Below are 25,857 nucleotides of genomic sequence, written 5' to 3'. Positions count from 1 at the left end.
CCCGCCTTCCTTTCGGAGCGTCCTGTGCCCATCGACCCTCGACTCGAGGCCTTCCTCTCCGACGGCCGTGAGGTCTTCAACAGCGTCCAGCAGGGCCAGCAACTCTGGCAGGCGGACCCGTTCGACGTGGAGGCCCTCAACGCTCCGGCCCGCCGCGCCTTCAAGCGGCTGCTGGAGCGCGCCGCGTCCGGCTCACCTCCCGACGCGGGCAAGCTGCTGCTCCTGCTCGGCGAGTCCGGCAGCGGCAAGACGCACCTGGTGCGGGCGTTCCGCAACCTCGCGCACGGCCAGCGCAAGGGCTTCGTCGGCTACATGCCGATGACGGTGGATGCAACTCGCTACGACGGGTACATCCTCTCCAACCTCATCGACTCGCTGGACCGTCCGTACGACGTGTCCGCCGGAGATGACAGCGGGCTGATGCGCCTGTCGGACGCGCTGATGGCGCACTGCAAGAGCGCCTTCGCGCCCCTCATCCCGGACGAGAAGGTGCTGGAGGACGACGAGCTGCACGGCACCATCCGCGCCGTGGCGGACGAGCTGCTGGAGGACCCGCGCTTCGAGAGCGTGGAGGTGGACCTGCTGCGCGCGCTCATCTACCTGCAGCGCAGGGACCCGCGCATCAACCGCCGCATCTTCCACTGGCTGCGCTGCGAGGAACTGACCGAGGTGGACCGGAAGGTCATCGGCGAGCTCGTGCCCCGCACGGCGGACGACGGGCCGATGCGGATGGTGGAGCACCTGGGGCGGCTGATGGGGACGCTCGGACAGGCGCTGGTGCTGTGCGTGGACCAGGTGGAGGACGTCAACGACTTCGAGGAGCGCCCGCAGATGGAGAAGTCCTTCCGGCGGGCGATGAGCAGCCTGTCGGCCATCGTCAGCAAGGTGCCCCGGGCCGTCGTCGTCGTCTGCTGCCTCTCCGACTACTGGACGAGGATGCGGCCGCAGCTCACGCAGTCCCTGCTGGACCGCATCGAGAGCGACCCGGAGCCGGTGGAGCTGGAGCGGACGGTGACCCCCGACACGGCCCGAGACATCGCGGCGCGGAGGCTGCGCTCGCTGTACGAGCAGCGCGGTGTGTCCATCGCCCCCGCGGACCCGACGTGGCCCATCCCGGCGAAGGGCTTCGACAAGCTCGGAGGACAGCGGGCGCGCGACGTGCTGAACGAGTGCCGCCGCTACCGCGAGCGGGCGCTCCAGGACCAGCAGTTGCCGGAGACGTTCCCCATTCCCCGTCCAGGCGTGAAGACGCTTACGGACACAGGGAACAAGGCTCAAGCGAAGCCCGACGTGGACCAGATGTGGACGGACTTCAAGGCCACGTACAAGCCGAAGCTTCCCGAGGAGGCCTCGGACATCGCCATGCTGCTGGCCTGGGCCATCGAGGTGGGAAGCGACGAACTCGGTGGCACACCGCGCTTCGCCGTGAAGCCCCGGGATGAAGAGGCGATGGACGTGAGCGTGCAGCCGGAGGGCAGCAAGCTCCTCGTCGCCCTCTGCGACAGGAGCCCCCGAGGCGGTGGGCTCGGGAAGCAGATGGCCTCGGCGCTCAAGTCGGCGGCCGGCAAGACGCCGGTCCTCGTGCGGACCTCCGAGTTTCCCTCCACCACAGGCACCCTGGTCGCGGACCAGATTGGACTGCTCATCCGCAAGGGTGGGCGGCGCGTGGTGGTGGGGGACGGCGAGCTGCGAGAGCTGGTGACCCTGCGTGCCTTCCGCGAGCGTCACGCGGGGCAGACCGCGGTCATGGAGTGGAGCCGGACGGCACGTCCCGTCACCCGGTTGAAGTCCGTGGGTGACATCCTCGGACTGGAGCGCCTGGGGGCCTCGCCTCCTCCGTCCGGTCCGCCGCCGTCCGCGAAGGGCCCGTCGGAGCCCGCGCCACGAAACACGGGTGCGAACACCCACGGCGCCCCGGCGCACACCGCGCCGCGTGGCGCCGCGGCTCCCCGCCAGTCGAATCTCTTCGAGGGCGCCGCCAGCGTGGCCACTGGCGCTCCCCGCGATGAAACGGAGGCGCCGGAAGAAGGCAAAGCCTCACGGCCCGCGAGCTCACAGCGAGAGAGGAGCGCTCCGCCCATTGGGGAGCCCGACGACACGTCCCCGCTAGGGCTCACCGCCGTCGGCGACATGCTGTCCTCATCCTCGCGCAAGGTGACGCCGCCGAATGGCACGCCTGTGCCCACGGGGCTCCAGCCCCGCCAACGCACCGTCACGCCCACGCCCATCCCGGCGGTGCCGCGCGAGGTGCTCACGGGGCCGGTGAAGCTGGGTGCCTCGGAAGGGTTCTTCACGCAGACCGTCTCGCTCGAACCTTCCGAGCTGACGCGCCACAGCGCCTTCCTCGGCGGCACGGGCAGCGGCAAGACGACGCTGGCGCTCAACGTGCTGGAGCAGCTCCTGCTCCGGGGCGTGCCGGCCATCCTCATCGACCGCAAGGGCGACCTCGCCACGTACGCGCGCGAGCTCTCCTGGCAGGAGAAGCTGGAGGACGCCAACCTCATGGAGCGCCGCCGCCTGCTCCGTGAGCGCGTCGAGGTGGCCGTCTACACGCCGGGCCGCTCCGACGGGCGGCCCCTGGCCATTCCCATCGTGCCCCGGGGCCTCGACACGCTCCCACCGGAGGAGCGCGAGCAGGGCGTCCAACAGGCGGCGGACGCCATCGCGGGGATGCTCGAATACAAGAGCAACAACGACAAGGCGGCCCACGCGCTGCTCGCCCTGGCGCTCCGCCTGCTCGTTCAGCGTCCCCTGGGCCGTGACGTCACGCTGGAGATGGTCCAGCAGTTCGTCGCCGACCAGGATGAGTCCCTGCTCCAGGAGGCCGACGGGCTCCCGCAAAAGACGTTCGCCAAGCTCGCCCAGGACCTCTCGGTCCTCCGCCTCAACCTGCGTTCCCTGCTGGCCTCCGGCGGCGAGCGGCTGGACCTGGAGGAATTGCTCGGGCGCGGTGCCTCGGGCACTCCGGGCAAGACGCGGCTGAGCATCATCAGCACCAAGTTCCTCGGGGACAACAACCGCATCCTCTTCTGGGTGTCGCAGCTCCTCCTGGAGACGAACCGCTGGACGAGCCAGCACCCGGCGTCCCAGCTCCAGGCGGTGCTCCTCTTCGACGAGGCGGACATGTACCTGCCCGCGACGATGAAGCCCGCCACGAAGCAGCCCATGGAGGACCTGCTCAAGCGGGCGCGCTCGGCGGGCGTGGGGGTGATGCTCGCCACGCAGAGCCCGGGAGACCTGGACTACAAGTGCCGGGAGAATGTCCGGACCTGGTTCGTGGGCAAGGTGAAGGAGGACAACGCCATCAAGAAGCTCCGGCCCATGTTCACCGAGGCCCGCGTGGACGCGGACGCGAAGCTCCCCTCCCAGAAGCAGGGCCAGTTCCACGTGCTGCGCGACGGGCAGGTGCAGCAGCTCAAGGCGGACCGCTCCGTCATGCGCACCGAGCAGCTCGCCGAGGATGAAATCCTCAAGCTCGCGCGACAGACCCTGGACAAGAGCCGGAGCACGGCCACGGGCACGTCCAAGGCCGGCGGCTCGCGCTGACGCTCCGTCCCCACCGGTCCGCCAGTCATGTGGCCCCGCACACGTGGCCTCCAGGAAGGTCCGGTCGAGCGCGAAGGTTCCTGCTAGGAAGCGCCTCTGGCATGGACCTACCGCGTGCCCGCGGCCACTGCCTGGAGCGCTGAATGTTCTCGACGGTGGCGGTGGACGGAGAGGTGCGGCGCTGGGAGGACCTGCGCCTGCACGACTTCGCACAGGGGTTCTTCTTCGGCGCGGGCTTCTTCACCACCTTCCGCATCGACTCGGGCGCCCCGCTCTTCCTCGCCCGCCACCTCGCGCGGCTCCGGGCCAGCCTCGCGGCCTTTCCCGACGCCGTCCGCGCGCCTTCACCCGAGCACCTCTCCGAGTCCCCGGTGCGCGACACGCTCCGCCGCTGCCTTCATGCGGATGCGTCCCTCGGGCCGGACTTCACCGGCGTGGGCAAGCTGTCCATCAGCGACGGGCACGTGCTGCTCACCTTCCGCCCGACGGCCCCCGACGCGGAGCGCCTCCTCCGAGAGGGCCGTGCCCTGGACGCCGTGGAGCCCGAAGCCTACCGACGCGCGGAGCGCACGCTGAACCACAAGGGCCTCGCCTACTTCCGCCAGTTCGCATTGATGGAGCGCCTGCCCGTGCTGGGCAACGAGGCCGGCGAGGTCTGCGAGCTGCCCACCGCCAACCTCTTCTTCCACCTGGACGGCGCGCTCGTCACGCCGCCGCTGGACGCGCCCTGCCTGCCGGGCATCGTCCGCGCCGTGCTCCTGGAAACGGGCCACGTGGACGAGCTCCCCGTGGTGGAGCGGCCAGTCCCTCTCGCCCGCCTCGCGGACGTGAGCGCCTGCTTCTTCACCAACTCCGCCGAGCTGGCCATTGGCGTGCCGCGCCTGCTCGGGCGCGAGCTGCCCCGCAGCCTGCCCCTCGCCGAAGAGGCCCGCGCCCTCATCGAGGCGGCGGCACGACGCGAGGCCTGAGGCACACCGCGCCCTCTTCGTGGCGGCTCACACGACCAGGCCCAGTCCCTCCGCCACCTCCGCGTCCCGCAGCAGCCGCCACGCCCCCTCCGTCACGTCCAGCACCACGCCGCCCACGGCCTCGCGGTGCAGCGCGAGCACCGGGTGCCCCACGGCGGCCAGCATCCGCTTCACCTGGTGGTGCCGTCCCTCCGTGAGCGTGAGCTCCACCACGTCCGGCTCCCGCAGCCGGGCGCCAGCGGGCCGCGTGGGCCCGTCCTCCAGCACCAGCCCTTCGCGCAGCCGCAGCAGCGCGGCCTCCGAGGGATGCCCCGCCACCCGCGCCACGTACCGCTTGGCCACGTGCGTCTCCGGTGACGTCCCGTGCCGCACCAGGCGCTCGTCGTTGGTGAAGAGCAGCAGCCCGGTCGTGTCCCGATCCAACCGCCCCACCGCGAGCCACTCGTAGCCCCGCATCGCCTCGGGCAGCACGGCATGCAGGCGCTCGAACACGGTGCCCACGCCCTCCGGGTCCGAGCCGTGCACCACCGGCCCCGCGGGCTTGTGGAACATCAGCGCCAACAGCGGCGCACCCAGGTCGCGCACCCGGCCGTCCACCCGCACCTCCATGCCGGGCCGCACCGGCGCGAAGGGCTCGCGCTCCACGCGCCCGTCCACCTCCACCCGCCCTTCGCGAATGGCGGCTTCCGCCTGTGCGCGCGGCAGCACGCCTGCCCGCCCCAGGGCACGGGCCAGCCAGTCTGCTCGCCCTTCGGCGGGCATATCCCCGGGCCCCCGGCGCCGTGCCGCCTCCAGCCATTTCGGCGTCCGCTGCTTGCGTGCCATCGCCTGCCTCCTCGCGTCCGTCATTCCCGTTCGAGCGCTACCGCCTCCTCACCCGCCTGCCCTCCCTTCAAGGCTGTCGCGCCGTCGAGCATCGAACACGGCGTGCCTACCTTCAGGAACAACGGGGCGCGGGCACGAAGGCGCCGGGCAGCCCCTCTCGACAGGTCATCAATCGCACTGGAGGAGACTGCATGGGCAGCGTACTTGAAGGGTCGAACGTTCAGGGCAGCACCTACTCGCAGCGCCCGGTGGGCTCATCGGGCCTCTCCGACGGCGAGCCTTCCGCGGGCGGTATCGCGCAGGCCAGCAAGGAGCAGGTGAAGCAGCTGGGCGGTGTCGCCAAGGACCGCGTCTACTCACAGGTGGAGAGCCGCAAGGGTGAGCTCGTCAAGGGCATCCAGGGGCTGGTGTCCACGCTGGAGTCGGTGGCGCGCAACGACGAGGCCGCCATGGCCCGCCCGCTCCTCACCAGCGCGGTGGGGGTGCTGCGCAAGACGTCGGACCGGCTGGAGAACGGCACCACCGAGGAGCTCCTCGCGGATGCCCAGGCGCAGGTGCGCCAGCGGCCCGGTCTGTTCATCGCGGGCTGCGTGGCCGTGGGCTTCGCCCTCGGCCGGTTCATCAAGGTCTGACGGGGGGTACGAGAATGGATCCAACAATTCCACGCCATGACGGCGACGGCTTCCGGGAACGTCCGGACGGCGCCTCGGACACGCGGGGCTTCGCCTCCGACAGTGTCTTCGGGGGCCGCGGCTTCGGGGAGCTGTTCTCCGAGTTCATGGAGCAGGGACGCCGGCTGGTGCGCGCCGAGGTGACGCTGGCGCGCGCGGAGCTGAAAGCGGAAGCGAAGAAGGCGTCGGCCGGCGCGGGTCTGCTGGCGGGCGGCGGCGTGGTGCTGCTCCTGGGAGCGCTGACGTTCGTCGCGTTCCTGGTGGCGGCGCTGGCCGAGCTGATTCCCGTGTGGGCTTCGGCCCTCATCGTAGCGGTGCTGCTGCTGGCGGTGGGTGGTGCGGTCGCCTGGGCGGGCCTCGGAAGACTGAAGCGTATCCACGGACCTCAACGGACGATTCAAACCCTCAAGGAGGATGGGCAATGGGCGAGCAGGACCGCGCACTCCATGAAATCGCAGATGCACGGGCACGCCTGAGCGAGCTGGCCGACGAGCTGGCCCGCAAGGCCGAGCCGGACCGCCTGAAGGCCATGGCCCATGAGAAGGCCGAGGAGCTGAAGGTGAAAGCCAAGGAGTTCGCCGTGGAGAAGACGGCCGAGCTCAAGCAGCACGCAAAGGATGCCGCCGTGGAAAAGGCCACGGAATTCAAGACACACGCCAAGGAGACCGTGATGCAGAGGACGACGGAGCTGAAGGAACGTGCCGACACCCCCAAGGGGTGGAGCCTGCTGGGAGCCCTCATCGGCGCCGGCGTGGGCTCGGCCCTGATGCGCAAGGCCTTCACCAAGCGCGAGGAGCACCGGTACGACGACTACCGGGACAACCGGTGGCGGGACGAGGACCGCTGGCGCTACGACGGCATGCGCGCCGGGCGCACGGACGTGCGCTATGAGGACCGCTATGCCACCGCCGAGCGCACCGACGTCGGCTATGGCGCAGGCTCCAGCTACGGCGACGTGGGCTACCAGGGCGCGGCGTCCAGCGGCTACCAGGGCGTGCCTCCCGGCTACGACGTGTCCAACCGCGACTTCAGCCGTGACGTCGACACCGGCGACGGCCATGCCGGCCTGAAGGCGAAGGCCTCCGAGGCCGCGTCCAACGTGAAGGAGCGCGCGTCCGAGGCGGCCCACACCGTGAGGGACCGTGCCGTCGACGTGAAGGACCGTGCCGCGGGCGCGGTGGACCACATGAAGGAGCGGGCCTCGCACCTGCGCGAGCGCATCCCCTCGCGCGACGTGGTGCAGGACCGCACCGCGGTCTGGTTCAACCGCACGGTGGACGAGCAGCCCATCCTCCTGGCGCTGGGCGGCATCGCGCTGGGCATGCTGGCCTCCACGCTCATCCCGGTGTCCAACAAGGAACGCCGCCTCATCGAGCCGGCCAAGCGCCGCGCCGGGGAGGAAATCTCGCACCTGGGCGACCAGCTCAACCAGAAGCTCCAGGGCAGCGAGGAGCAGTCGTCGGGCTACGAGAGCCGCCAGGGCTACTCCGCCTCGAGCGTCTCCTCCAGCTCGGACCTGACCACGCCCGCCAGCACCACCACGGGCTTCGGGGCGAGCAGCATCAGCTCCCCGAGCAGCAGCGCCGGGCTGGGCGCCACGTCCACGGGCACCTCGGGCATGAGCGTGGCCGGCACGGAGGACAGCGCGGACGCGCTGGCGTCGTCGCCCTCGGGCTCGTCGCGCATCCCCCCGCTGCCGCCGCTGGATGACGTGACGAAGGTGCACTGACGCCACGCGGGCGTGACGAAGTGACGGGGAGCAGCGGCCAACGGGGCCGTTGCTCCCCTTCCGTTTGACTTGGGCCCGGCGCGTCTGCCATGTGCGCCGCCGTGGCCGTCCCCCCCGAGCTCCTCGCGTCCCTGTCCCCTCCTCCGCCGGGCGCCGCCGTGGCCTTCACGCTCCGGCTGGCGGAGGCGCTGCACCGCTACGGCACGCCCTCCCACCGCCTGGAGGGACTGATGCGCCGCATCTCCGAGCGGCTGGGACTGGAGGGCCGCTTCTTCTCCACCCCCACCTCCCTCTTCGCGTCCTTCGGCCCGCCGGAGTCGCTGCGCACCAGCCTCATCCGGGTGGAGCCCGGAGACATGGACCTGGAGCGGCTGACGCTCCTGGACGTGCTCGCGGATGACGTCATCCAGGGCCGGCTGTCCCCCGCCGAGGGCGCGCGGAAGGTGGAGGACATCCTCGCGCTGCCGGCGCGCTACGGCCCCGGGCTCCAGCTTTTCTGCTGGGCGCTGGCGGGCGGCGCCGCGGGGCGGCTCTTCGGAGGCGGCCTGCGCGAGGTCTGCGTCGCCGCGCTGAGCAGCCTGGTCATCGGCATGCTGGGGGAGCTGACGCGGCGGCGGCCCACCACGGCGCACGTGCTGGAGCCGGTGGCCGCCATCCTCTCCTCGGCCTTCGCCGTGCTGGCCGCCAGCCTGGTGGGCCCCCTGTCCGTGCAGGTGGCCACGGTGGCCGGCCTCATCGTCCTGTTGCCGGGGCTGTCCCTGACGGTGGCCATCAACGAGCTGGCCACGCGCCACCTCATCTCCGGCACCTCGCGGCTCACCGCGGCGGCGCTGGTCTTCCTCCAGCTCGGCTTCGGCGTCGCGCTGGGAAGCCGGCTCGCCCTGCTGCTACCCCCACCGGCCCTGGCACCCCTGCCCCCCGCGCTGCCCGCGTGGACGCAGCTGCTGGCGCTGGCCCTCTCCCCGGTGGCGGTGGGCGTGCTCTTCCGGGCCCGGCCCCGGGACTGGGGCTGGATTGCCGCGGCGTGCACCTTCGCCTTCGCCGGCTCGCGGCTGGGGGCGCTGCTGCTGGGGGCCCAGCTCGGCGCCTTCGTGGGGGCGCTGCTCCTGGGCATCGCCAGCAACGCGCTGGCGCGGCTGCGCAACCGGCCCTCCGTCACCACCGTGGTGCCCGGCCTCATGCTGCTGGTGCCCGGCAGCGTGGGCTTCCGCAGCCTGTCCTCGCTGCTGGAGCGCGACGTGGTGGCCGGCGTGGACACGGCCTTCAACATGCTGATGGTGGCCGTGGCGCTGGCGGCGGGCCTCTTGTCCGCCAACGCCCTCGTGCCCCCGCGCAAGGTGCTCTGACGGACGCCCCGTCAGTGCAGGCGGGTGACGTACACCGCCACCAGCGACAGCAGGAAGTACGCCACCAGCACCGAGGCGCCCGCGTACTCCTTCGCCATGCGCTGGCCGAAGAAGAGGGCGATGAGCGACACCGCGGACAGCAGCGCGCCCCAGAAGGCCAGCGCCGCGCTGCCGGTGACGACCAGGGCCACGAGCCCCGCCGCGCAGAGGGCGCCCGCGGCCACCTCCATCAGGGTGAGGGTGCCCAGCATCAGCGGCACCATGCCCCGCAGGGGGCTCTTGGCGAAGTGGCCGGTGAGCCAGCCCAGGTTGCCCTTCCAGTCGAACACCTTGTCCAGGCCGGACTGGAGGAAGAGGATGGCGAGGAAGGCGGTGCAGAGCGCCTGCAGCAGCCAGAGGGTGAACGCGGTCGATTCGAAGGCCGGCATGGCGCGCCACTCTAGCCGCCCGGCGCCCGGGCCCAAGTCTTCTCGCCAGGAGAGCAGGCAGGCAGGCGTGTCCCAGCGCTCCCCTGCCCCTTCGCCTCGGCGTCCCTACCTTGTCCCCCATGGCATCCGAGCTGACGGCTCGCCGGATTTTCACCGGCCTCATCCTGCTGTCCATCCTCCTCCTCGCCCTGGTCATCCGCCCGTTCGCCGAGGCGTTCTTCCTGGCGGCGGTGCTGGCGGCGACCTTCTACGGGCTGCACAAGCGGCTGACGCGGCGGCTGCGCGGGAGGAACGCCCTGTCGGCGGGCATCATCACCACCACCATCGTCCTCGCCCTGCTGCTGCCCCTGGGCGGCCTCACGGCGTTCATCGTGACCGAGGTGTCCGAGGGCGTGGAGTTCGTCACCAAGACGGTGCAGCAGGAAGGCGTCCAGGGCCTGGTGAACCGGATTCCCGGCCCCGTGCGCGGCACGGTGTCGAGCCTGATTGAGCGGCTCCCGATGGAGCAGCAGAACCTGGACCAGACCATCCAGGAGCAGGTGACGAGCCAGGGCGGCACCGCGGCCAAGGCGGTGACGGGGGCGGTGGCGGCCACGGGCTCCATCGTCTTCCAGACGGTGATGATGCTCATCGCCCTCTTCTTCTTCTTCACGGACGGGGCGCGGCTGGTGGGGTGGATTGAGAGCGTGTCGCCGCTCCGGCGCGGGCAGACGCGGGAAATCATGCGCGAGTTCCGCAGCGTGTCCGGGGCGGTGCTGCTGTCGTCGGTGGCCACCGCGGGCGTGCAGGCGGTGGCGGCGCTCATCGGCTACTTCATCGCCCGGGTGCCCGCGCCGCTGTTCTTCGGCGGGTTGACCTTCTTCGTGGCGCTCATCCCCGCCGTGGGCGCGGCCTCCGTGGTGCTCACCGCTGCGGCGCTGATGTTCTTCAGCGGCCACCCCTGGGCGGCGCTCTTCCTCGCCATCTGGGGCACGGTGGTGGTGGGCCTGGTGGACAACGTGGTGAAGCCGCTGCTGGCCAAGCGCGGCATGCACCAGCACGCGGCCATCGTCTTCTTCGCCCTGCTCGGCGGCCTCGCCGCGTTCGGCACGGTGGGCCTGCTGCTCGGGCCCCTCATCGTCGCCTTCTTCCTCGCGCTGGTGCGCATCTGGGAGCGCGACTACGGCCGCTCCACCCCGCGCGCCGGAGACCCGGCCACACCGGGCCCGGGCAGCGGGGGCGACCAGGGCCTCCCCACCGTGCGCGCGGAGACGACGGGCGAGCGGGTCATCCTTTCGCCCACGCCGCCCACCGAGTCGCACTGAGCCTCACGGCCCCGGCAGCCCCTGAAACGAATGCGGCCCCGCCTACCGGTTCCTGCCGGGGCGGGGCCGCGGTGCCTTCAGGGCCTCAGAACGACAGGCCGCTGGCGCGCCGTCCGGGGGACGCCGTGAGGCTGGACACGCTCGTGTGCAGCACAAAGGCGCCGCTCGCGCTGGCGTCCGGGCTGCGGTTGGCGGACACGCCGTCCGTGCCACTGACGCCCGAGCTCAGCGTGGCGGTGTCCACCGCCGTGCCGGACGCGTTCTTCAGCGTCACCGTGTCGCCGCTGTTGGACAGCCCCAGCGAGCCCGTGGAGGCCACCACCGCGCCCGGCGTACCGGAAGGGATGCCCGCCGAGCCGGCGAACACCACCATCACCCCGCCCGCCGCCAGCGACGTGCCGCTCGGGAAGGTGTGCCGCAGGCTGGCCGCGTCCGACACCGTCCACCCGCTCAGGTCCGCCGAGCCGGTGCCCACGTTCACCACCTCCACGAACTCACCGGTGACGTCCGAGCCCGGCTCGTTGACCATCACCTCGTTGATGATGACGCTGGCCGTCCCGCCGCCCGAGGTGGTGATGGTGAAGGACGCGTTGCTGGAGTCGGTGATGCTGGCGTCGGACGCGTCGCTCACGCGCACCAGCGCCGTGGTGGTGGCGCTGGAGGGCACCGTCCACGCGAAGCTGCCCGCCGAGGCCGACGTGCTGGAGGTGAGCGTGCTCCAGGTGCTGCCGCCGTTCAGGCTGTACTCCACCTTCACGCTCGTCACGCCGGAGGAGGACCAGGTGATGGTGCGCGCGCTGCCGCCCGCCCAGCTCTCGCCGCCGTTGGGCGCCGTCACGGTGACGCTGCCGCCGCTCACCGAGTCCCCGGGGATGAGGAAGTCCTTGATGACGCCCATGTGCTGCATGCCGGACGCGCCGCTGTCGCCGGACGCCGCGGGGGAAAGCTCGGAGATGGGCGAGTACACGCGCGTGTCCGCCACCAGGCCCGCGGAGAAGGAGCTGCCGCCGATGACCACCGCCGTCTGGTACGGGCGCAGGTCGCTGTCCACCAGCACGTGGTCATACGGCTCGTTGCGGCCCGCGTTGGTGTTGGTGTTGCCGTTGCGGTCCGCCGGGTATGGGCTCGCCGTCGACACCACCTGGGAGAAGGTGCTGAAGCACGACTCGGAGCGGCTGCCGGTGTTGAAGTCACCGCCGATGACCAGGTAGTCGCCCGCCGGGATGTTGGCCTTGATGAGGCTGACCAGCCGGGTGGCCTCCGAGTTGCGCGTGCTGCTGCTCGTCGTCAGCAGGTGCACGCTGACCGCCCACAGGTCCTTCGGCCCCGGGATGTCGATGCGCGCCCACGCGAAGTCGCGGTTGGAGACCGCCGTGTCATCCCACTCGCCCGCGGCGATGATGGGGTAGCGGCTGATGATGCCGTTCGGAATCTGGGCGCCGCCCTCGCGGTAGTACTGGAAGCCGGTGCCGAAGGCCGTGTCGACGAAGGCGCGCAGGTCCGCCGCGGAGCTCGTCTTGTAGCTGAACTCCTGAATCATCACCACGTCCGGGTCCGTCCCCTGGAAGATGCGGATGCCGTGGCCCGGGTCGTAGTCCTGGCCCGTGCCGCTGGTGAGATTGGCCGCCATCAGGCGGATGCGCACGTTCGCCAGCCCATCCTCACGGGCTTCGACCGCGGCCTCGTCGGGCGATGCCACCTCCTGCGGCTCCGTGCCTCCACCGCACGCGGCGAGCACCAGGGAGAGCACCACCGCGCAACGCCATGACTGCATCGTGGAAATCTTGTTGTTTCGCACGCTGTCCAATCCTGCTCCTGGGTAGGAGCGAGTGAGGGGAGTCGGGGGAGACACCTGAACAGTGATTCACGCGTGCAACGGCACGCGCTCCACCAGTCTCGTTTATCGAGGCTGTTCCCGACAGCGTTGCGTGAAACCTGGGTGAAAAATATCTCGAAACAATTGCTACATCGCCGCGGCCGTGGACAGCGCGACGAAGAGGTAACGCAGCCCCTTGCCGAGTGTGACGAAGAGGACGAACGGCAGCGGCCGGACGCCGAGCATGCCCCCGGCGATGACGAACGCGTCCCCCAACACCGGCATCCACGACATGAGCAGCGCGGGCGCGCCCCAGGTGCGCACACGCGCCTCGATGCGCTCCATACGCGGGCCCTCCTTCGCGCGCCGCCGCGCGTACCACCGGCCCAGCGGCCCGCCGCCACCGGCCGCCACCCACCGGCCCAGGGCGTACAGCGAGAGCGCGCCCAGCACGTTGCCCAGGGTGGCCACGGCGACGGCCGTCACCGGCGGCGTGCCGCCGTAGATGAGCGCGGCGAGCGCCGCCTCCGAGGGCACGGGCACCACCGAGCCCGCGAGCATGGCGACGAGGAAGAGGCCCGGAAGCCCCCAGGCGGAGAGTGTCGAAGGGTCGGGCATGGAGCGCGGGCGGAAGGGCGCCGACTCTGCCATGCCCCCGCCGCGTGCGGGTGGGCTTCCCATCGTCCGCTCCCGAGCAACCGGCCCGTTCGCCGGGTTGCCCGCCTGCCCGCACCGGTGCTCATGCTGCGCGAGGGCCCGAGCCGGGCCCGTGTCATGGGGGAGGATGCATGCGGTCCATGGATTCGGGAGATGCCCGGGTGGCCTCCATCCTCGTCGCGGACGACCCCGAGCTGTCGCACCAGGACGGGCTGGACGTGGTGGTGCGGCTGCGCGACGGCCGGGGCTTCACCCTCACGCTGGTGCCGCTGGACGCGCTCGAGCGGCGGCTGGCGGACGCGCCGTCGCTGCTCGCCACGCGCCTGGTGCTGGTGCGGCGGCACACGGATGACGCCGTGCTGCACGCGGTGCGCGCCGCGGTGGACCAGGGCATCGAGCGCTTCGGCACGCTCCAGCCGCCGCTCGTGCAGTAGAGGGCCACGCACGGGATGCGCCGTTTCGCGGGGGGACGCAGGAACTGCGCCCTCTTCCGAGAAGTGCGCCCGTCGCGGGCCGGCATGGGCGGCGCGCGGCTTGCTAGGGCGGTGCGGTGACGCCTTTCCCCCCGCGAAGGAACGCCGAGCCCATGAGCAGCACCGTTGCCCCCGTCCCGAGCCCGTCCCCCGACCTCCGTCTCGTCCCGGTGGAGATTGCCCCCGAGACGTTCTGGGTCGGCAAGCGAGAGCCCGGAGCCATCTTCTTCGCCAACCCGTACCTGCGCCGCTTCCGGGGCGCGGACACGAAGACGCAGCGGCAGACCGAGTTCAACCTCCTCATCGACCCGGGCTCCAGCAGCGACTTCTCCACCATCCACACCAAGGTGACGTCGCTGATTGGTGGGATGGAGCGGCTGTCGGCGATGTTCATCAACCACCAGGACCCGGACGTGGGCTCGTCGGCGAGCCTCATCTCCGCGCGCTACGCGCCCCGCGCGGGCATCCTGTGCACGGAGGACACGTGGCGGCTCATCGTCCACCTCAACCTGCCGCGCCACCGCTTCATCCCCACGGAGAAGTTCGCCCAGGGGCTGAGCGTGCCCACCGGGCACAAGCTGCTGCCGGTGCCCTCGCCCTTCTGCCACTTCCGGGGCGCGGTGATGCTCTATGACTTGCAGACGCGGGTGCTCTTCACCGGCGACCTCTTCGGCGGCCTCACCGACTCCAACGCGAAGGGGCTGTGGGCGGACGAGTCCGACTGGTCGGGCATCCGCGCGTTCCATCAAATCTACATGCCGGTGAATGCGGCGCTGGTGCGCGCGGTGGCGGCCATCCGCAAGCTGACGCCCGCGGTGGAGGTGATTGCCCCGCAGCACGGCCGCATCATCCGAGGGCCGCTGGTGCAGCAGTTCCTGGAGCGGATGGAGCGCTTGCAGGTGGGGCTGGACATCATGGACGAGGCGCAGGACCGCACCCACCTCCAGGCGTGGAACGCGGTGCTGGAGCGGGTGCTGACGCTGGCGCGCGGCTACCTGGGCGGCTCGGTGGAGGCGAAGCTGGCGGCGAGCGGGGAGCTGGCGGACACGGCGCAGTACGACGGGAAGCGGCTGGTGGTGAGCCGGCTGGGCAAGTGGACGCTGGAGCACGTGGTGAGCCTGCTGTGCCATGGCGAGCCGCCGGAAATCGCCGGCCCCATCATCGTCGAGGCCACCAGCGCCGCCGCCGAGTACAACCTGCCCACCCCGCACCTGGACCTCGAGGGCACGGGGGCTCCGTCCCACGTGTCGCTGCTGGACCCCTGAGCCCCGGAGCCGCGCGGTGCACCCGACGGATGACGAGCCCGGCGACGTGGCGTACCTCGGCGGCGCCGTGGAGCGGACGGGGACGGAGCCCAGGCCGCCCGCGCCGAAGCCCGGCGCCACGCCACCGGAGGCACTGCTGCGTCCGGTGACGCCTCCTCCCGCGCTGTCGTTGGGAGACACGCTGCGCCCGCTGACGCCGGTGTCGCCGCACGGCACGCTGCTGCAAGGCGTGGTGACGCCGCTCCCTCCGTCGCCCCTGGTCCGGGGACTGATGCCGGGGCAGGTCGTGGCGGAGCGCTACCGTGTGGAGCGGTGGCTCGGCGCCGGCGGCAGCGCCACGGTGTACGAGGCCACCGACCTGCGGGAAGAGCTGCGCGTGGCCCTGAAGGTCCTCGCGGTGCCCCACGCCCACGACGCCCTGGTGGCGCGCTTCCACCAGGAGGTGGAGCACGTGCGGGCGCTGGAGCACCTCAACATCCTCCGGGTCTTCGACGCCGGCGTGGACGGCGAGCGGCACTACCTCACCATGGAACTGCTGGAGGGCTCGGACCTCCGGCAACTGCTGGCCGAGCGGCGCGCCACCCGGGCGGAGGCGCTGCGCTGGCTCACCCACGCCACGGTCGCGCTGGAGCACGCGCACGGGCGCGGCGTGCTCCACCGGGACGTGAAGCCCGCCAACCTCTTCATCACCCGCACCGGCGTGCTGAAGCTGATGGACTTCGGCCTGGCGAAGAGCACCCACGTGGCCGGTGCCACGGCCCAGGGCGCGGTGCTCGGCACGCCGGAGTACATGGCGCCCGAGCAGGTGATGGGCAGCCCTCCGGTCTCCCCCGCCACGGACCTGTACGCGCTGGGCGTGGTGGCCTACGAGCTGCTCACCGGCCGGCTCCCCTTCCGTCATGAGCAGCCGGTACCCCTGATGTTCCTGCATGTGCAGCAGCCCCCGGTGCCGCCGCGCACGCTGTGCCCGGACCTGCCGGAGCCCTTCGAGCACGTCGTGTTGAAGCTCCTGGAGAAGCGGCCGGAGCATCGCTTCCCCGACGCGGCCTCGCTGCGCGCCGCGCTGGGGAAGCTGTGGCCGTGGGTGCTGCTCAGGGAACCCGCGTGAGGGACACGGCCGCGGGCGCCCCTTCGGCGGGCCAGCTCGACAGCGTGAGCGCGCGTCCGGGAGCGTGGCAAAGCGTGATGTAGCGCCCGCCGCCCGGGTGGAGGAAGTAGAGCGCGCGCGGCGCCTTGAAGGCCGCGGGCACGGAGGCCTCACGCTCCGGCCAGACGGTGCGCCCCGTGCGCCACGAGCGCACCACGGGCCGCTCGCGCAGGTGGTGGTGCACCTCCACCACCACGCCGTCCACGTCCGCCGCGTACCAGTCCAGCACGAGCGACGCCCTCGCCTGCCGCCGCTCGCTCAGCAGCGGGAAGGTGCGCGCCCCCGCGGAAGCGGTGGCGTCCACCTTGGCTCCGCGCAGCGGCTCCAGGAAGGACACCTCCAGCCTCGTGGTGCCGGGTGGGACGCGGAACGTGTAGGCCATGCGCCCGGGCTTCGGAGGGGTGGCGCCCACGTACGCCGTCGCGTCGGACTCCAGCAGCCGCGCCGGCTCCCCCACGCGGAACTGATTCACATCCTCGGGAGCGGCGAGCGCGGGCGCTTCCTCGGGCAGCTCCACGCGCTTCCAGCCCGCGGTCTGGTCGGAGGGCTGCCAGCACGTCCCCGCCGGAGCCATGGCCAGCCACAGCGCGCCGGTGACGGAGAAGAGGGCGCTCATGTCAGGCGCTCCGGGATGCGGACGCGCGCGAGGACAGCAGCGCCGCGCCCACCATCAGCGCGCCCGCCGCCGCCAGGCCCACCACGCGCAGCGAGCCATGGAGATTCACCGTGTCGTAGAGGAGCGCCTTGCCCACGGCGATGCCCACGAAGGCGAAGCCAGCGTCGCGCATCACGAGCGTGCCGCGCTGACGGGCGAAGAGCACCATGGCCACGCCCGCCCCGAGCCACCCCAGCGTGAGCACCAGCCGGCGCGCCACGTTGTCCTCGGCGATGCCGAGCGTGAGGAAGTGGAAGTAGAAGGCCCAGGACGCGGCGACGGCCGCGGCGGTGAGGCCATACCAGGTGAGGACATCCCGGATGCGGTCGGGCGCGGCGCCCTCCCGCGTGCTCGAGCGCCACACCGTCACGGCGGACACGGCGAGCGTCAGGGCCAGCCCCACGAGCAGCAGCTCCTGCTTCGTCGCCGCGTACCAGAGCCCACCGGCCACGGCGCAGGCGAGCACGGCGACGGGGCCCAGGAGCCCCCGCGTGTTGGGCACGTTCAGGAACGCCAGCCCCGCGGCCCCCACGGCGGCCACCGCGAGCAGCAGCTCGCGCGGCACCTGCAGGTCCCGCCAGAGGAACATCACCGCCAGCAGCAGCAGGCCGCCTCCCACGCCCCCCAGTACCTTCGTGTCCCACTTCGTCGTCGTCGTGTGCATCCGGGTTCCTCCTGCGCCATGCAGCGGCGCGCGGAGCAACCCTGAATGCAGCCGCCCTGCCATCGCATGACGCAAGGCATCAGGCGCACTTGCGAGACGGTGCGTGCAGCGGCTGTGCAGCGCGGTGCACGCTTCCGCGCGGAGGGTTGCACGCCCCGGCCCAGGGCTGGCCGCTGCCGGCCATCCTCCCTGGAACCTCCCACCGGGCGCCCGGGCACCGGGCGAAGTCCTCCAAGCGCAGACACCGCCTGAGCCATGACGGTTCCATGACCTCTCGGCTGCAACCGCAACCGTATGCTATCGAGGTGCCGCGCCAACATGGGGGACCGGACATGCAGTCCGGCAAATGGTGTTGGCGGCGCGAGGGGTCATGCCGAGCTGGCGTCTGATATTGCTTTCACTGTTTCTCTGCACCACATGGTTGGGGTGCACGGAGGAACCCAACCCAACCCCAGACAGTGGGACCCTGGTGGATGGAGGGAACGTCAGGGACGCGGGCACTGACGCGGGGACCAATCCCGTGGACTCCGGCACCGATGCGGGCACGGACCCGGTGGACTCCGGCACCGATGCGGGCACGGACCCGGTGGACTCCGGCACCGATGCGGGCACGAACCCGGTGGACTCCGGCACCGATGCGGGCACGCCCCCGATGGACGCGGGCACTGACGCGGGGACCGACCCCGTGGACGCGGGCACCGACGCGGGCACCGAGCCGGTGGACGCGGGAGCCGACGCGGGGACGGACCCGACCGACGGAGGCAGCGCGCCGGTGGACGCCGGCATCGACGGAGGCAGCGCGCCGACCGATGGAGGCAGCGCGCCAACCGACGGAGGCAGTGAGCCGACCGACGCGGGCCCGCCGGACAACGCGGTGCACATCCGGCGATTCCTCCGCTACACCACGGCCAGCGGTGTCACCGAGCGGCCGGAGGATTTCGAGCGGGCTCCCGTCGAGCTGTTCATCGCGGACGGCGAGACCTTCGTCTCCTACCCCGGCGAGGTCGCCGGTCCCGGCGAGTACGTCTTCCCGGAGGTGCCCCACACCACGTACTACCTGAAGTTCGGCACGGCCTACATCGTCACCGACGCGCGGAACCTGGACCTGAGCATCAACTTCCTGGGCCGCGCCGACGCCGGACTCAGCCCGCTTCCGCCGGAAGGGTCTGACCTGGCGGATCTGGACCTGGACGGGCTCGAGCCCTGGCGAGCGCCCTCGCCTCCGTACAACTCGACGAATCCCTCCACGGACCTCCAGCTCGTCTCCGGCGAGGTGGACTTCGCGGGGTATGTGTATGCCAACTCGCCCCAGGAGGGCGACGTCTCGGTGCAGGAGGCGGGCGCGTACCTGGCCAACTCGTCGGGGCCGATGCCCATCTTCGAGGCGGCGCGCGGAGACCGGGCCTGGTTGCTTCAGATGTCGCCTCGGGACCTGGGCCCGCTGCCCGATGGAAGCACCCAGCGCTACATCACGACGGTCCGCGCCACCCACCTGGGGCCCATCTCCTATAACGGCAGCGCACCCATGCCCATCCAGGCCACGCTCGAGGCGCTCACCCTGAATGAGTTCCCGCTCGACTGGAGGCTCTCCGCCTTCACGGCGCTCGCCGCCGAGGTGAATCCGGACGCCGTGCCGCGCACGTCCAACTTCACGCTCAACCCGGCGGCGCATGGGCCACCCGAAGGGTGGATCGGGTGGTCGGGCGAGCTGCTCTCGCTCTTCCCTCCCCGGGGAGCGACGTCCGACGTCCAGGCTCCGCTCGTCTACGGGAACCCGTTCCCCTCCCACTGGGGACTGGTGGGTACGGCGTCCACGAGCTTTGGAGTGCCCGTCACGCTCCCCGGCGGACAGAACGTCTTCCTCACCGCGAGCATCAGCTCGACCGACCGGGCTTCCGCGCTGGCGGCCGGGGCCATCAATCCTGTCATCCGGCCCCCTCGCCTCCTCACCCTGGATGGCACGGCGGCGTATGGTCCGCGGGAGCTGTCCGTGGGCCCCCACCTCGTCTCCTGGCAGCCCCCCTCCAGCGGAACCGCGGACCTGTACCAGGTGAGGCTGCGGCGCTTCGAGTTCTTCGGAGAGACGACCGTGTTCACCACGTCCGCGGCCTCGTTCTACGTGGACGGAAGTGTCACCTCCCTCCTGCTGCCCGCCGACCTGTTCCAGCCGGGCATGAACTACTACCTCATCGTCGAGGCCATCCGCGCCGAGGGGTACCGCGTGTCGGACAGGCCGCTGACGCTCATCGACCGGGCCAACTACTTCCGGGCGGGGGCGCTCTCCGGGTTGCTCAGCACGCCGGCCCAGGCGCCCTGAGCCGTGCCGGGCCGGCGGTGGAATCCCACGCCGCCGGTCCGGTCTTCACGTCTCAAGTGCCCGTCGCGGGCTCCGTCCTGCCGGGGGCGAACAGCGCCAGCACCAGCGCCGCGGCGGCCGTGAGCGCCGCGGCGATGGCGAACTGCGCGGCGAAGTGCCCACGCGCCAGCGCCAGCAGGGCCACCGACAGCGAGCCGCCCAGGAGCCGCATCGCGTAGAGGCTGCTCGTGACGATGCCGCGGTGGTGCCACGGCGCGCGGGACTGGGGGCCGATGAGCGAGGTGCTCGCGGCCGGCCCCAGGCCCAGGCCGAGAATCCCCAGGCCCACGAGGGCCGCGGGCACGCCCCACCCGAGGGAGGCGGACAGGGCCAGGAAGCCCGCGCCCACCGCAGCCACCGCGAAGCTCACGCCCGCGCTCAGGCGCATGCCGCCGCGCACCAGCAGCTTCACGCCGAAGGTGGAGCCCACGGACCAGCCCAGCAGCATGGGCAGCAGCGCCAGGCCCGCGCCCACCGGCGTGTGCCCGCCCTGCTCCGTCATCCACAGGGGCACCCACGCGGCCATGCTGTAGAGCAGCGCGCCGCCCGCGACACTGCCCGCCACGCCGGTCAGCACGGTGCGGTCCTTCAGGAGCTCCGCCGGCAGCAGCGGATTCACCGACGCGCGCTGCTGGCGCACCAGCACCACGCCCACCAGCACGGCGCCCAGCGCGCACAGCCACCGCGCCTCCGCGTGTCCGGGCTCCAGCGAGAACAGGAGCAGCGCCGCGGTGGTGCCGGCCAGCAGCGGCCCCCACCGGTCCAGCTTCACGTCCGAGCGGCGCGGCGGGTCTCGATAGGAGAGGTACAGGAGCGCCGCGGCGAACAGCCCCACCGGCACATTGACGAGGAACACCCAGCGCCACGAGGCGTGCATCACCAGCCAGCCGCCGATGAGCGGGCCCAGGCTGTTGCCCACGGCCCAGGCGCCGGTGAAGAGGCCCTGCACGGCGGCGCGCTCGCGCAGCGTGTAGAGGTCCGCGCTGATGGTGAGCGTGGTGGGCTGGAGCGCGCCGGCGCCCAGGCCCTGCATCACACGGAAGGCGATGAGCATGGGCACGGACTCGGACAGGCCGCACAGGGCGGAGCCGACGAGGAACAGCGCCATGCCGCCGAAGAAGACGGGGCGGCGGCCCAACCGGTCCGCGAGCTTGCCGGAGATGAGCACGCCCACGGTAGAGGCGAAGAGGAAGGCGGAGAACACCCACGAGTAGAGCTGCTGGCCACCGAGCTCGCGGGTGATGGTGGGCATGGCGCTCGTCACCACCGTGCCCTCGAAGGCGCTGACCACCAGGGCCAGCAACACCGCGCCCGTGGCCATCCGCCGCGCCGTGCCTGGGCGCGAGCTGGCCAGGGGCTCCACCGTCAAGCCGCTTCCATCCATGCCCTACGTCTACGCCCCGGAAGGCCATGCGGAAACCGCATCTTGCGCATAGACTTCTTGCGGAAACCGCATGACCACCGAACAGCTCAGGGCCTTCCTCCAGGTGGCGCAGGAGGGCCGCCTCTCCATCGCCGCGAAGGCACTGGGACTGTCCCAGTCGGGACTGTCGCGGCAGTTGCAGTCCCTGGAGGCCGAGCTGGGCACCCGCCTGCTCGTCCGCACGCCCGGCGGGGCGGTGCTCACGGACGCGGGCGAGCGCTTCCTGCCGCATGCCCAGCGAGCGCTGGAGGCACTGTCCAAGGGCACCTCGGAGCTGGAGCGGATGTCGAGCACGCCCCAGGGCACGGTGTCCCTGGGCACGCTGCACACGGTGGGCGCGTACCTGATGCCGGACATCATCCCCGCCTTCGCGCAGCGCTTCCCGGAGGTGCGGCCCCGGCTGAGCGAGGGCACGGCGCAGGCACTGGAGGAGAGCGTGGCGCGGGGGGCGCTGGACCTGGCCATCCTGTCCTTGCCGGTGCGGCGGGCGGACCTGGTGGCGCAGAAGCTGTGGGAGGAGCGGCTGGTGCTGGTGGTGCCGCGCGGGCACCGGCTGGCGCGGCAGGGCAAGCCGGTGGCGCTGGCGGAGGTGGTGGGAGAGTCGTGGGTGGTCATCCCCGGCATGAGCGGCACGCGCGCGCTGGAGGCGGAGTGCGAGGCGCGCGGGGTGACGCCGAAGCTGGCGCTGGAGACGGACAACGCGGAGGCCATCCGCCGCATGGTGGAGCGGGGGCTGGGCGTGGCGCTGGTGCCGGAGCTGATGACGCGAGACCACCAGGCGCAGGGGTTCGACGTGGTGCCGCTGGTGCGGGGGCCGAAGCGGCAGGTGGCGCTGGTGCACCGGGGAGAGGGCTACCTCACGGCGGCGGCGCGGGCGCTGAAGACCTTCGTCGTGGACAGCATCCGCGCGATGCCCGAGCCTTGGGGGAGAGGCCTTTCATGACGCTGAAGGTGATGACGTTCAACGTCCTGCAAGGAGGAGAGGAGCGGTTCGACGCCATCCTCACCTTCCTGGCGCGCGAGTCCCCGGACGTGCTGGTGCTGCAGGAGTGCCTGGGCTGGGACGACGGCGGCCGGCTGCGGCGCGTGGCGGAGGCGCTGGACGTGCCGCAGGACGACGCGCACATGGTGCTGGGACAGTCGCGCTCCCGGCCGAGCGGGCGCTGCTACCACGTGGCGGTGGTGAGCCGTCCCGGGCTGCGCTCGGTGAGCGTGCACAACGACAGACACTTCCTGGGGCACTGCATCGTCCAGTGCGAGCTGGATGTGAAGGAGTCGGTGACGCTGTTCGGGACGCACTTCGACGCGCACCAGGAGAAGCTGCGGTACGTGGAGGCGCGCTACCTGCGCTCGCTGCTGGACGCGGCGGCGTTCCGCGAGGGGCAGTACCTGCTGGCGGGGGACTTGAATTCGCTGTCGCGCAAGGACCCGTACCCGGTGGACCTGGAGGACCGGCTGCGCAAGGCGGGGACGGACAAGTACGGGCATCCGCCGCGCTTCGACGTCATCGACGACGTGGAGGACTACGGCTGGGTGGACACGCTGCGGGAGCGGCCGGCGTCGTCGAAGTGGGTGACGGCGCGAAGGAACCGGGGCGGCGTGGCGATTGATTACCGGACGGACTACGTGTTCGCGTCGCCACGGATGGCGGAGCGGCTGGTGTCGGCGGAGGTCCTGGAGGTGGGGGACACGTCGGACCACAACCCGCTGGTGGCGACGTTTCGCTGATTGAATCGGGAGGGTGTGATGGCGAAGACGGACAGCTTCGTGGAGTACACGGTGGAGCTGCTGGAGAAGCTCGGGCCGGTGCAGGCGCGGCGGATGTTCGGCGGCTGGGGGCTGTACTTCGGCGGGCGGATGTTCGGGCTCATCGGGGAGGGGCAGCTCTTCCTGAAGACGGATGACGTCACGAAGGCGGACTTCCAGGCCGGAGGGGGCCGGCCCTTCTCGTTCGAGGGCGCGGGCAAGACGATGGAAACGAGTTACTGGACGCCGCCCGCGGACGCGGCGGATGACGCGTACGCCCTGCTGCCCTGGGCCCGCCGCGCGGTGGCGGCGGCAGAGCGGGCGGCGCTGAAGAAGGCGCCGAAGAAGAAGGCCGTGACGAAGAAGGCGGCTCCGGTGAAAAAGGCGCCTGCGCACAAGAAGGCGGCTCCGGTGAAGAAGGCCGCGAAGAAGTCCGCCACCTCGAAGAAGGCGAAGCGTACGTCCTGACCACGTCGCCGCATGGATGGTGCTCGGAAGGTCTACTGGATGCGCAACGTCCGTGCGCGCGTCAGCCAGTACCCCGGACGCTGGCGCACGTGAGCAATCGCCAGGACCACGATGCGGTCCTTCAGGACGACGTACGGCAACGCAAAGGGGAAGCCTGGCAGCAGAAATCGGTGGATGACCGGGCTCTGACGCACTCCAGGCCACGGAGGCCAGGTCGCTGGGGCTTCTTCGATGGAGTCGAGTGCCCGGAGCACCACAGCCGCGAAGTCATCCCCCAGACCGGGGCTGCGCTCCTCGTACCAATTGGCGGTGGCGGACAACTCGCTCCGAGCTTCCTCATTCAGCTCGGCGCGCACAGACGAGCTCAGCCTCCGCGGCGCACGCGCAGCTGTGCCCTGACTTCCTCGATGGCCTGACGCGCGTCGTAGGTCTTCGCCTTGCCAGAGACGACATCCCGGGCGCGGCGCTCGAGCTCGGTCGACCACTCGGCTTCGCCGTCAGCCCCTGCTTCCCCTTCTTCGAGGCTGAGCAGCAACCTGTGCGCGAGCCGGGCCCGCTCCTCGGGCGGCAGCTGGAGTGCATCAGGCAGAAGGTCGTCCGCGGAGGAGGCCATACGCGAAGTCTAGCACTGGCCCTGGCGACAAGCTGCCCGCACCGGGAGGGAAGTCTACAGTGCGGCAGTCGGGCAGACAGGCGGGTTCTTCCACGTCCCATCACGCCGTCTTGATGGCCTCCGCGTCCTCCAGCCCCAGCTCGCCCACGGACAGCTCGCGCATGCGGAACTTCTGCACCTTCCCCGTCACCGTCATCGGGAACGCGTCCACGAACTTCCAGTAGCGCGGCACCTTGTACGTGGAGATGCGCCCGGTGCAGTGCTTCCTCAAGTCCTCCGCCGTGAGCGTCACACCGGGCTTCGTCTTCACCCAGGCCATCACCTCCTCGCCGTACTTCTTGCTCGGCACGCCGATGACCTGCGCCTCGCTCACGCCGGGATGCGTGTGCAGGAACTCCTCCACCTCGCGCGGGTAGATGTTCTCTCCCCCCCGGATGATCATGTCCTTGATGCGGCCGACAATCTTCACGTAGCCGTCCGCGTCCATCGTGGCCAGGTCGCCCGTGTGCATCCACCCCGCCCTGTCCACCGCCGCCTCCGTGGCCGTCGGGTTCTCCCAGTACCCCAGCATCACGCTGTACCCGCGCGTGCACAGCTCACCCGGCTGCCCCCGGGGCACCACCGCCCCCGTGTCCGCATCCACAATCTTCACTTCGAGGTGCGGGTGGATGCGCCCCACCGTGGACACCCGCTTGTCCAGCGGGTCATCCAGCGCGCTCTGCGTGGACACCGGCGACGTCTCCGTCATCCCGTAGCAGATGGTGACTTCGCGCATGTTCATCCGCGACTGCACCTGCTTCATCACCTCCACCGGACACGGCGAGCCCGCCATGACGCCCGTGCGCAGCGACTTCAAGTCGAACTCGCCGAAGCGCGGGTGGTCCAGCTCCGCGATGAACATGGTGGGCACGCCGTACAGCGACGTGCACCGCTCCGCCTGCACCGTCTGCAGCACCGCCAGCGCGTCGAACGCCTCACCGGGAATCACCATGGTGGCGCCGTGCGACGTGCAGGCCAGGTTGCCAATCACCATGCCGAAGCAGTGGTAGAAGGGCACGGGGATGCAGACGCGGTCCTCGGGCCCGTAGCGCAGCGCCTCGCCGATGAAGAACCCGTTGTTCAGCACGTTGTGGTGCGACAGCGTGGCGCCCTTCGGGAAGCCCGTCGTCCCGGACGTGTACTGGATGTTGATGGGGTCATCGAACTGGAGCGACGCCTCGCGCTGCTCCAGCGTCCCCTCGCTCACGTGCTTCGCGTTGGAGAGCAGGAGCTGCCAGTCGTCGTCCATCACCAGCGTCACGCGCAGGCCGGGGCAGCGGGGACGGACCTCCTCCACCATGGACTTGTAGTCCGTCTGCCGGAAGCCGCGCGCGAACAGCAGCACGCTGACGCTGGCCTGGTTGAGCGCGTACTCCAGCTCCGAGGTGCGGTAGGCGGGGTTGAGGTTGACGAGGATGGCGCCGATGCGCGCGGTGGCGTACTGGGCCACCACCCACTCGAAGCGGTTGGGAGACCAGATGCCCACCCGGTCCCCCTTCTCCACGCCCAGCGCCAAAAGCCCCAGCGCCACCTGCGTCGTCGTGTCCCAGAGCTGCCGGTACGTGGCCCGGTAGTTCTGCGAGGCCACCACCAGCGCCTCCCTGTCGCCGTACCGCTCGACGGTGCGGCGCAGGTTCTGCCCAATCGTCTCCCCGAGCAGCGGGGTGGAACTGGTGCCGTGGACGTAGGAGGGAGTCATGCCGCCATCGTCCCGCCGC

Annotated in this window: 24 protein-coding genes; 14 read left to right on the top strand and 10 right to left on the bottom strand. The window is 71.2% G+C overall.

Translation table 11 applies throughout. The features are described 5' to 3' along the window. The first annotated feature begins 24 nt into the window (after positions 1–24). Entirely contained in the window at positions 25–3,546 is a 3,522-nt protein-coding gene (locus ACX9TP_RS10010; RefSeq protein ID WP_482979496.1) for an AAA family ATPase, read from the top strand. A gap of 143 nt (positions 3,547–3,689) precedes the next feature. Beyond that, on the top strand, positions 3,690–4,514 hold the full coding sequence (locus ACX9TP_RS10005; RefSeq protein WP_482979495.1) for an aminotransferase class IV: 825 nt from the start codon (positions 3,690–3,692) through the stop codon (positions 4,512–4,514). Positions 4,515–4,541: 27 nt separating this feature from the next. Here the strand turns inward: ACX9TP_RS10005 and ACX9TP_RS10000 are convergent, their stop codons facing one another. Next, complete coding sequence (locus ACX9TP_RS10000) at positions 4,542–5,339, bottom strand: pseudouridine synthase (protein WP_482979494.1); 798 nt, start codon at positions 5,337–5,339, stop codon at positions 4,542–4,544. Positions 5,340–5,530: 191 nt separating this feature from the next. Between ACX9TP_RS10000 and ACX9TP_RS09995 the strand changes: the two genes are divergently transcribed. From ACX9TP_RS09995 to ACX9TP_RS09980, 4 genes are all read left to right on the top strand, one after another. Beyond that, positions 5,531–5,971, top strand: coding sequence for a hypothetical protein (locus ACX9TP_RS09995; RefSeq protein ID WP_482979493.1), 441 nt, complete (start codon positions 5,531–5,533; stop codon positions 5,969–5,971). 14 nt (positions 5,972–5,985) lie between these two features. Continuing rightward, a complete protein-coding gene (locus ACX9TP_RS09990; RefSeq protein ID WP_482979492.1) occupies positions 5,986–6,486 on the top strand; it encodes a phage holin family protein in 501 nt (166 codons plus the stop codon). Continuing rightward, positions 6,432–7,739 (top strand): hypothetical protein, encoded by a 1,308-nt coding sequence (locus ACX9TP_RS09985; RefSeq protein WP_482979491.1) that lies wholly within the window; start codon positions 6,432–6,434, stop codon positions 7,737–7,739. The genes ACX9TP_RS09990 and ACX9TP_RS09985 overlap by 55 nt, the downstream gene beginning before the upstream one ends. An 89-nt stretch (positions 7,740–7,828) precedes the next feature. Beyond that, on the top strand, positions 7,829–9,085 hold the full coding sequence (locus ACX9TP_RS09980; protein ID WP_482979490.1) for a threonine/serine exporter family protein: 1,257 nt from the start codon (positions 7,829–7,831) through the stop codon (positions 9,083–9,085). An 11-nt stretch (positions 9,086–9,096) separates the two neighbouring features. Here ACX9TP_RS09980 and ACX9TP_RS09975 read toward each other — a convergent pair whose 3' ends face one another. After that, the gene (locus ACX9TP_RS09975) at positions 9,097–9,513 is read right to left on the bottom strand and encodes a DoxX family protein (RefSeq protein ID WP_482979489.1); all 417 of its coding nucleotides are present in this window, start codon (positions 9,511–9,513) and stop codon (positions 9,097–9,099) included. Positions 9,514–9,632: 119 nt separating this feature from the next. Here ACX9TP_RS09975 and ACX9TP_RS09970 point away from each other — a divergent pair, with 119 nt between their 5' ends. Beyond that, positions 9,633–10,817 carry an AI-2E family transporter gene (locus ACX9TP_RS09970; protein ID WP_482979488.1) on the top strand — a complete coding sequence of 395 codons (1,185 nt, stop codon included), beginning with the start codon at positions 9,633–9,635 and terminating at the stop codon, positions 10,815–10,817. An 85-nt stretch (positions 10,818–10,902) separates the two neighbouring features. Here ACX9TP_RS09970 and ACX9TP_RS09965 read toward each other — a convergent pair whose 3' ends face one another. Next, complete coding sequence (locus ACX9TP_RS09965) at positions 10,903–12,591, bottom strand: lamin tail domain-containing protein (RefSeq protein WP_482979487.1); 1,689 nt, start codon at positions 12,589–12,591, stop codon at positions 10,903–10,905. A 189-nt stretch (positions 12,592–12,780) separates the two neighbouring features. Beyond that, positions 12,781–13,251, bottom strand: a complete 471-nt coding sequence (locus ACX9TP_RS09960; protein WP_482982141.1) for a YqaA family protein — start codon at positions 13,249–13,251, stop codon at positions 12,781–12,783. A gap of 170 nt (positions 13,252–13,421) precedes the next feature. Between ACX9TP_RS09960 and ACX9TP_RS09955 the strand changes: the two genes are divergently transcribed. The 3 genes from ACX9TP_RS09955 (at position 13,422) to ACX9TP_RS09945 (ending at position 16,136) form a co-directional block, all read left to right on the top strand. After that, complete coding sequence (locus ACX9TP_RS09955; protein ID WP_482979486.1) at positions 13,422–13,724, top strand: hypothetical protein; 303 nt, start codon at positions 13,422–13,424, stop codon at positions 13,722–13,724. Positions 13,725–13,876: 152 nt separating this feature from the next. Further along, positions 13,877–15,028, top strand: a complete 1,152-nt coding sequence (locus ACX9TP_RS09950) for an oxygen-binding di-iron domain-containing protein (protein ID WP_482979485.1) — start codon at positions 13,877–13,879, stop codon at positions 15,026–15,028. A gap of 16 nt (positions 15,029–15,044) precedes the next feature. Continuing rightward, positions 15,045–16,136: a serine/threonine-protein kinase gene (locus tag ACX9TP_RS09945; protein WP_482979484.1), complete on the top strand. Its 1,092-nt coding sequence runs from the start codon at positions 15,045–15,047 to the stop codon at positions 16,134–16,136. On the opposite strand, the gene ACX9TP_RS09940 is transcribed toward ACX9TP_RS09945, so the two are convergent. Continuing rightward, positions 16,120–16,791, bottom strand: a complete 672-nt coding sequence (locus ACX9TP_RS09940; protein ID WP_482979483.1) for a hypothetical protein — start codon at positions 16,789–16,791, stop codon at positions 16,120–16,122. The genes ACX9TP_RS09945 and ACX9TP_RS09940 overlap by 17 nt on opposite strands. 1 nt (position 16,792) lies before the next feature. Then, entirely contained in the window at positions 16,793–17,614 is an 822-nt protein-coding gene (locus ACX9TP_RS09935; protein WP_482982140.1) for a DUF2339 domain-containing protein, read from the bottom strand. A 400-nt stretch (positions 17,615–18,014) separates the two neighbouring features. Here ACX9TP_RS09935 and ACX9TP_RS09930 point away from each other — a divergent pair, with 400 nt between their 5' ends. Then, the gene (locus tag ACX9TP_RS09930; RefSeq protein WP_482979482.1) at positions 18,015–19,811 is read left to right on the top strand and encodes a hypothetical protein; all 1,797 of its coding nucleotides are present in this window, start codon (positions 18,015–18,017) and stop codon (positions 19,809–19,811) included. Between the two features lie 52 nt (positions 19,812–19,863). On the opposite strand, the gene ACX9TP_RS09925 is transcribed toward ACX9TP_RS09930, so the two are convergent. Then, the gene (locus tag ACX9TP_RS09925; RefSeq protein ID WP_482979481.1) at positions 19,864–21,234 is read right to left on the bottom strand and encodes an MFS transporter; all 1,371 of its coding nucleotides are present in this window, start codon (positions 21,232–21,234) and stop codon (positions 19,864–19,866) included. Between the two features lie 70 nt (positions 21,235–21,304). Between ACX9TP_RS09925 and ACX9TP_RS09920 the strand changes: the two genes are divergently transcribed. From ACX9TP_RS09920 to ACX9TP_RS09910, 3 genes are read left to right on the top strand one after another with little or no spacing between them, the layout of a single operon-like run. Next, complete coding sequence (locus tag ACX9TP_RS09920; RefSeq protein ID WP_482979480.1) at positions 21,305–22,216, top strand: LysR family transcriptional regulator; 912 nt, start codon at positions 21,305–21,307, stop codon at positions 22,214–22,216. Then, positions 22,213–23,001 (top strand): endonuclease/exonuclease/phosphatase family protein, encoded by a 789-nt coding sequence (locus ACX9TP_RS09915; RefSeq protein ID WP_482979479.1) that lies wholly within the window; start codon positions 22,213–22,215, stop codon positions 22,999–23,001. Before ACX9TP_RS09920 ends, ACX9TP_RS09915 begins: the two co-directional genes overlap by 4 nt. Before the next feature lie 18 nt (positions 23,002–23,019). Beyond that, positions 23,020–23,487: a TfoX/Sxy family protein gene (locus ACX9TP_RS09910; protein ID WP_482979478.1), complete on the top strand. Its 468-nt coding sequence runs from the start codon at positions 23,020–23,022 to the stop codon at positions 23,485–23,487. A 32-nt stretch (positions 23,488–23,519) separates the two neighbouring features. On the opposite strand, the gene ACX9TP_RS09905 is transcribed toward ACX9TP_RS09910, so the two are convergent. From ACX9TP_RS09905 to ACX9TP_RS09895, 3 genes are all read right to left on the bottom strand, one after another. Beyond that, positions 23,520–23,843, bottom strand: a complete 324-nt coding sequence (locus tag ACX9TP_RS09905) for a type II toxin-antitoxin system RelE/ParE family toxin (protein ID WP_482979477.1) — start codon at positions 23,841–23,843, stop codon at positions 23,520–23,522. 8 nt (positions 23,844–23,851) lie between these two features. Beyond that, positions 23,852–24,100 (bottom strand): addiction module protein, encoded by a 249-nt coding sequence (locus ACX9TP_RS09900; RefSeq protein WP_482979476.1) that lies wholly within the window; start codon positions 24,098–24,100, stop codon positions 23,852–23,854. Positions 24,101–24,200: 100 nt separating this feature from the next. After that, entirely contained in the window at positions 24,201–25,838 is a 1,638-nt protein-coding gene (locus ACX9TP_RS09895) for an AMP-binding protein (protein WP_482979475.1), read from the bottom strand. Between the last annotated feature and the right edge of the window lie 19 nt (positions 25,839–25,857).

Source organism: Pyxidicoccus sp. M15, from assembly GCF_056858435.1.
The sequence above is the reverse complement of the archived record's forward strand: the minus strand, read 5'-3'. Positions and strand labels throughout refer to the sequence as shown.

Coding starts and splice junctions, on each gene's coding strand:
- ACX9TP_RS10005 (WP_482979495.1), top strand. CDS start 3,690: ATGTTCTCGACGGTGGCGGTGGACGGAGAGGTGCGGCGCTGGGAGGAC.
- ACX9TP_RS10000 (WP_482979494.1), bottom strand. CDS start 5,339: ATGGCACGCAAGCAGCGGACGCCGAAATGGCTGGAGGCGGCACGGCGC.
- ACX9TP_RS09995 (WP_482979493.1), top strand. CDS start 5,531: ATGGGCAGCGTACTTGAAGGGTCGAACGTTCAGGGCAGCACCTACTCG.
- ACX9TP_RS09990 (WP_482979492.1), top strand. CDS start 5,986: ATGGATCCAACAATTCCACGCCATGACGGCGACGGCTTCCGGGAACGT.
- ACX9TP_RS09985 (WP_482979491.1), top strand. CDS start 6,432: ATGGGCGAGCAGGACCGCGCACTCCATGAAATCGCAGATGCACGGGCA.
- ACX9TP_RS09980 (WP_482979490.1), top strand. CDS start 7,829: ATGTGCGCCGCCGTGGCCGTCCCCCCCGAGCTCCTCGCGTCCCTGTCC.
- ACX9TP_RS09975 (WP_482979489.1), bottom strand. CDS start 9,513: ATGCCGGCCTTCGAATCGACCGCGTTCACCCTCTGGCTGCTGCAGGCG.
- ACX9TP_RS09970 (WP_482979488.1), top strand. CDS start 9,633: ATGGCATCCGAGCTGACGGCTCGCCGGATTTTCACCGGCCTCATCCTG.
- ACX9TP_RS09965 (WP_482979487.1), bottom strand. CDS start 12,591: ATGCAGTCATGGCGTTGCGCGGTGGTGCTCTCCCTGGTGCTCGCCGCG.
- ACX9TP_RS09960 (WP_482982141.1), bottom strand. CDS start 13,251: ATGCCCGACCCTTCGACACTCTCCGCCTGGGGGCTTCCGGGCCTCTTC.
- ACX9TP_RS09955 (WP_482979486.1), top strand. CDS start 13,422: ATGCGGTCCATGGATTCGGGAGATGCCCGGGTGGCCTCCATCCTCGTC.
- ACX9TP_RS09950 (WP_482979485.1), top strand. CDS start 13,877: ATGAGCAGCACCGTTGCCCCCGTCCCGAGCCCGTCCCCCGACCTCCGT.
- ACX9TP_RS09940 (WP_482979483.1), bottom strand. CDS start 16,791: ATGAGCGCCCTCTTCTCCGTCACCGGCGCGCTGTGGCTGGCCATGGCT.
- ACX9TP_RS09925 (WP_482979481.1), bottom strand. CDS start 21,234: ATGGATGGAAGCGGCTTGACGGTGGAGCCCCTGGCCAGCTCGCGCCCA.
- ACX9TP_RS09920 (WP_482979480.1), top strand. CDS start 21,305: ATGACCACCGAACAGCTCAGGGCCTTCCTCCAGGTGGCGCAGGAGGGC.
- ACX9TP_RS09915 (WP_482979479.1), top strand. CDS start 22,213: ATGACGCTGAAGGTGATGACGTTCAACGTCCTGCAAGGAGGAGAGGAG.
- ACX9TP_RS09910 (WP_482979478.1), top strand. CDS start 23,020: ATGGCGAAGACGGACAGCTTCGTGGAGTACACGGTGGAGCTGCTGGAG.
- ACX9TP_RS09900 (WP_482979476.1), bottom strand. CDS start 24,100: ATGGCCTCCTCCGCGGACGACCTTCTGCCTGATGCACTCCAGCTGCCG.
- ACX9TP_RS09895 (WP_482979475.1), bottom strand. CDS start 25,838: ATGACTCCCTCCTACGTCCACGGCACCAGTTCCACCCCGCTGCTCGGG.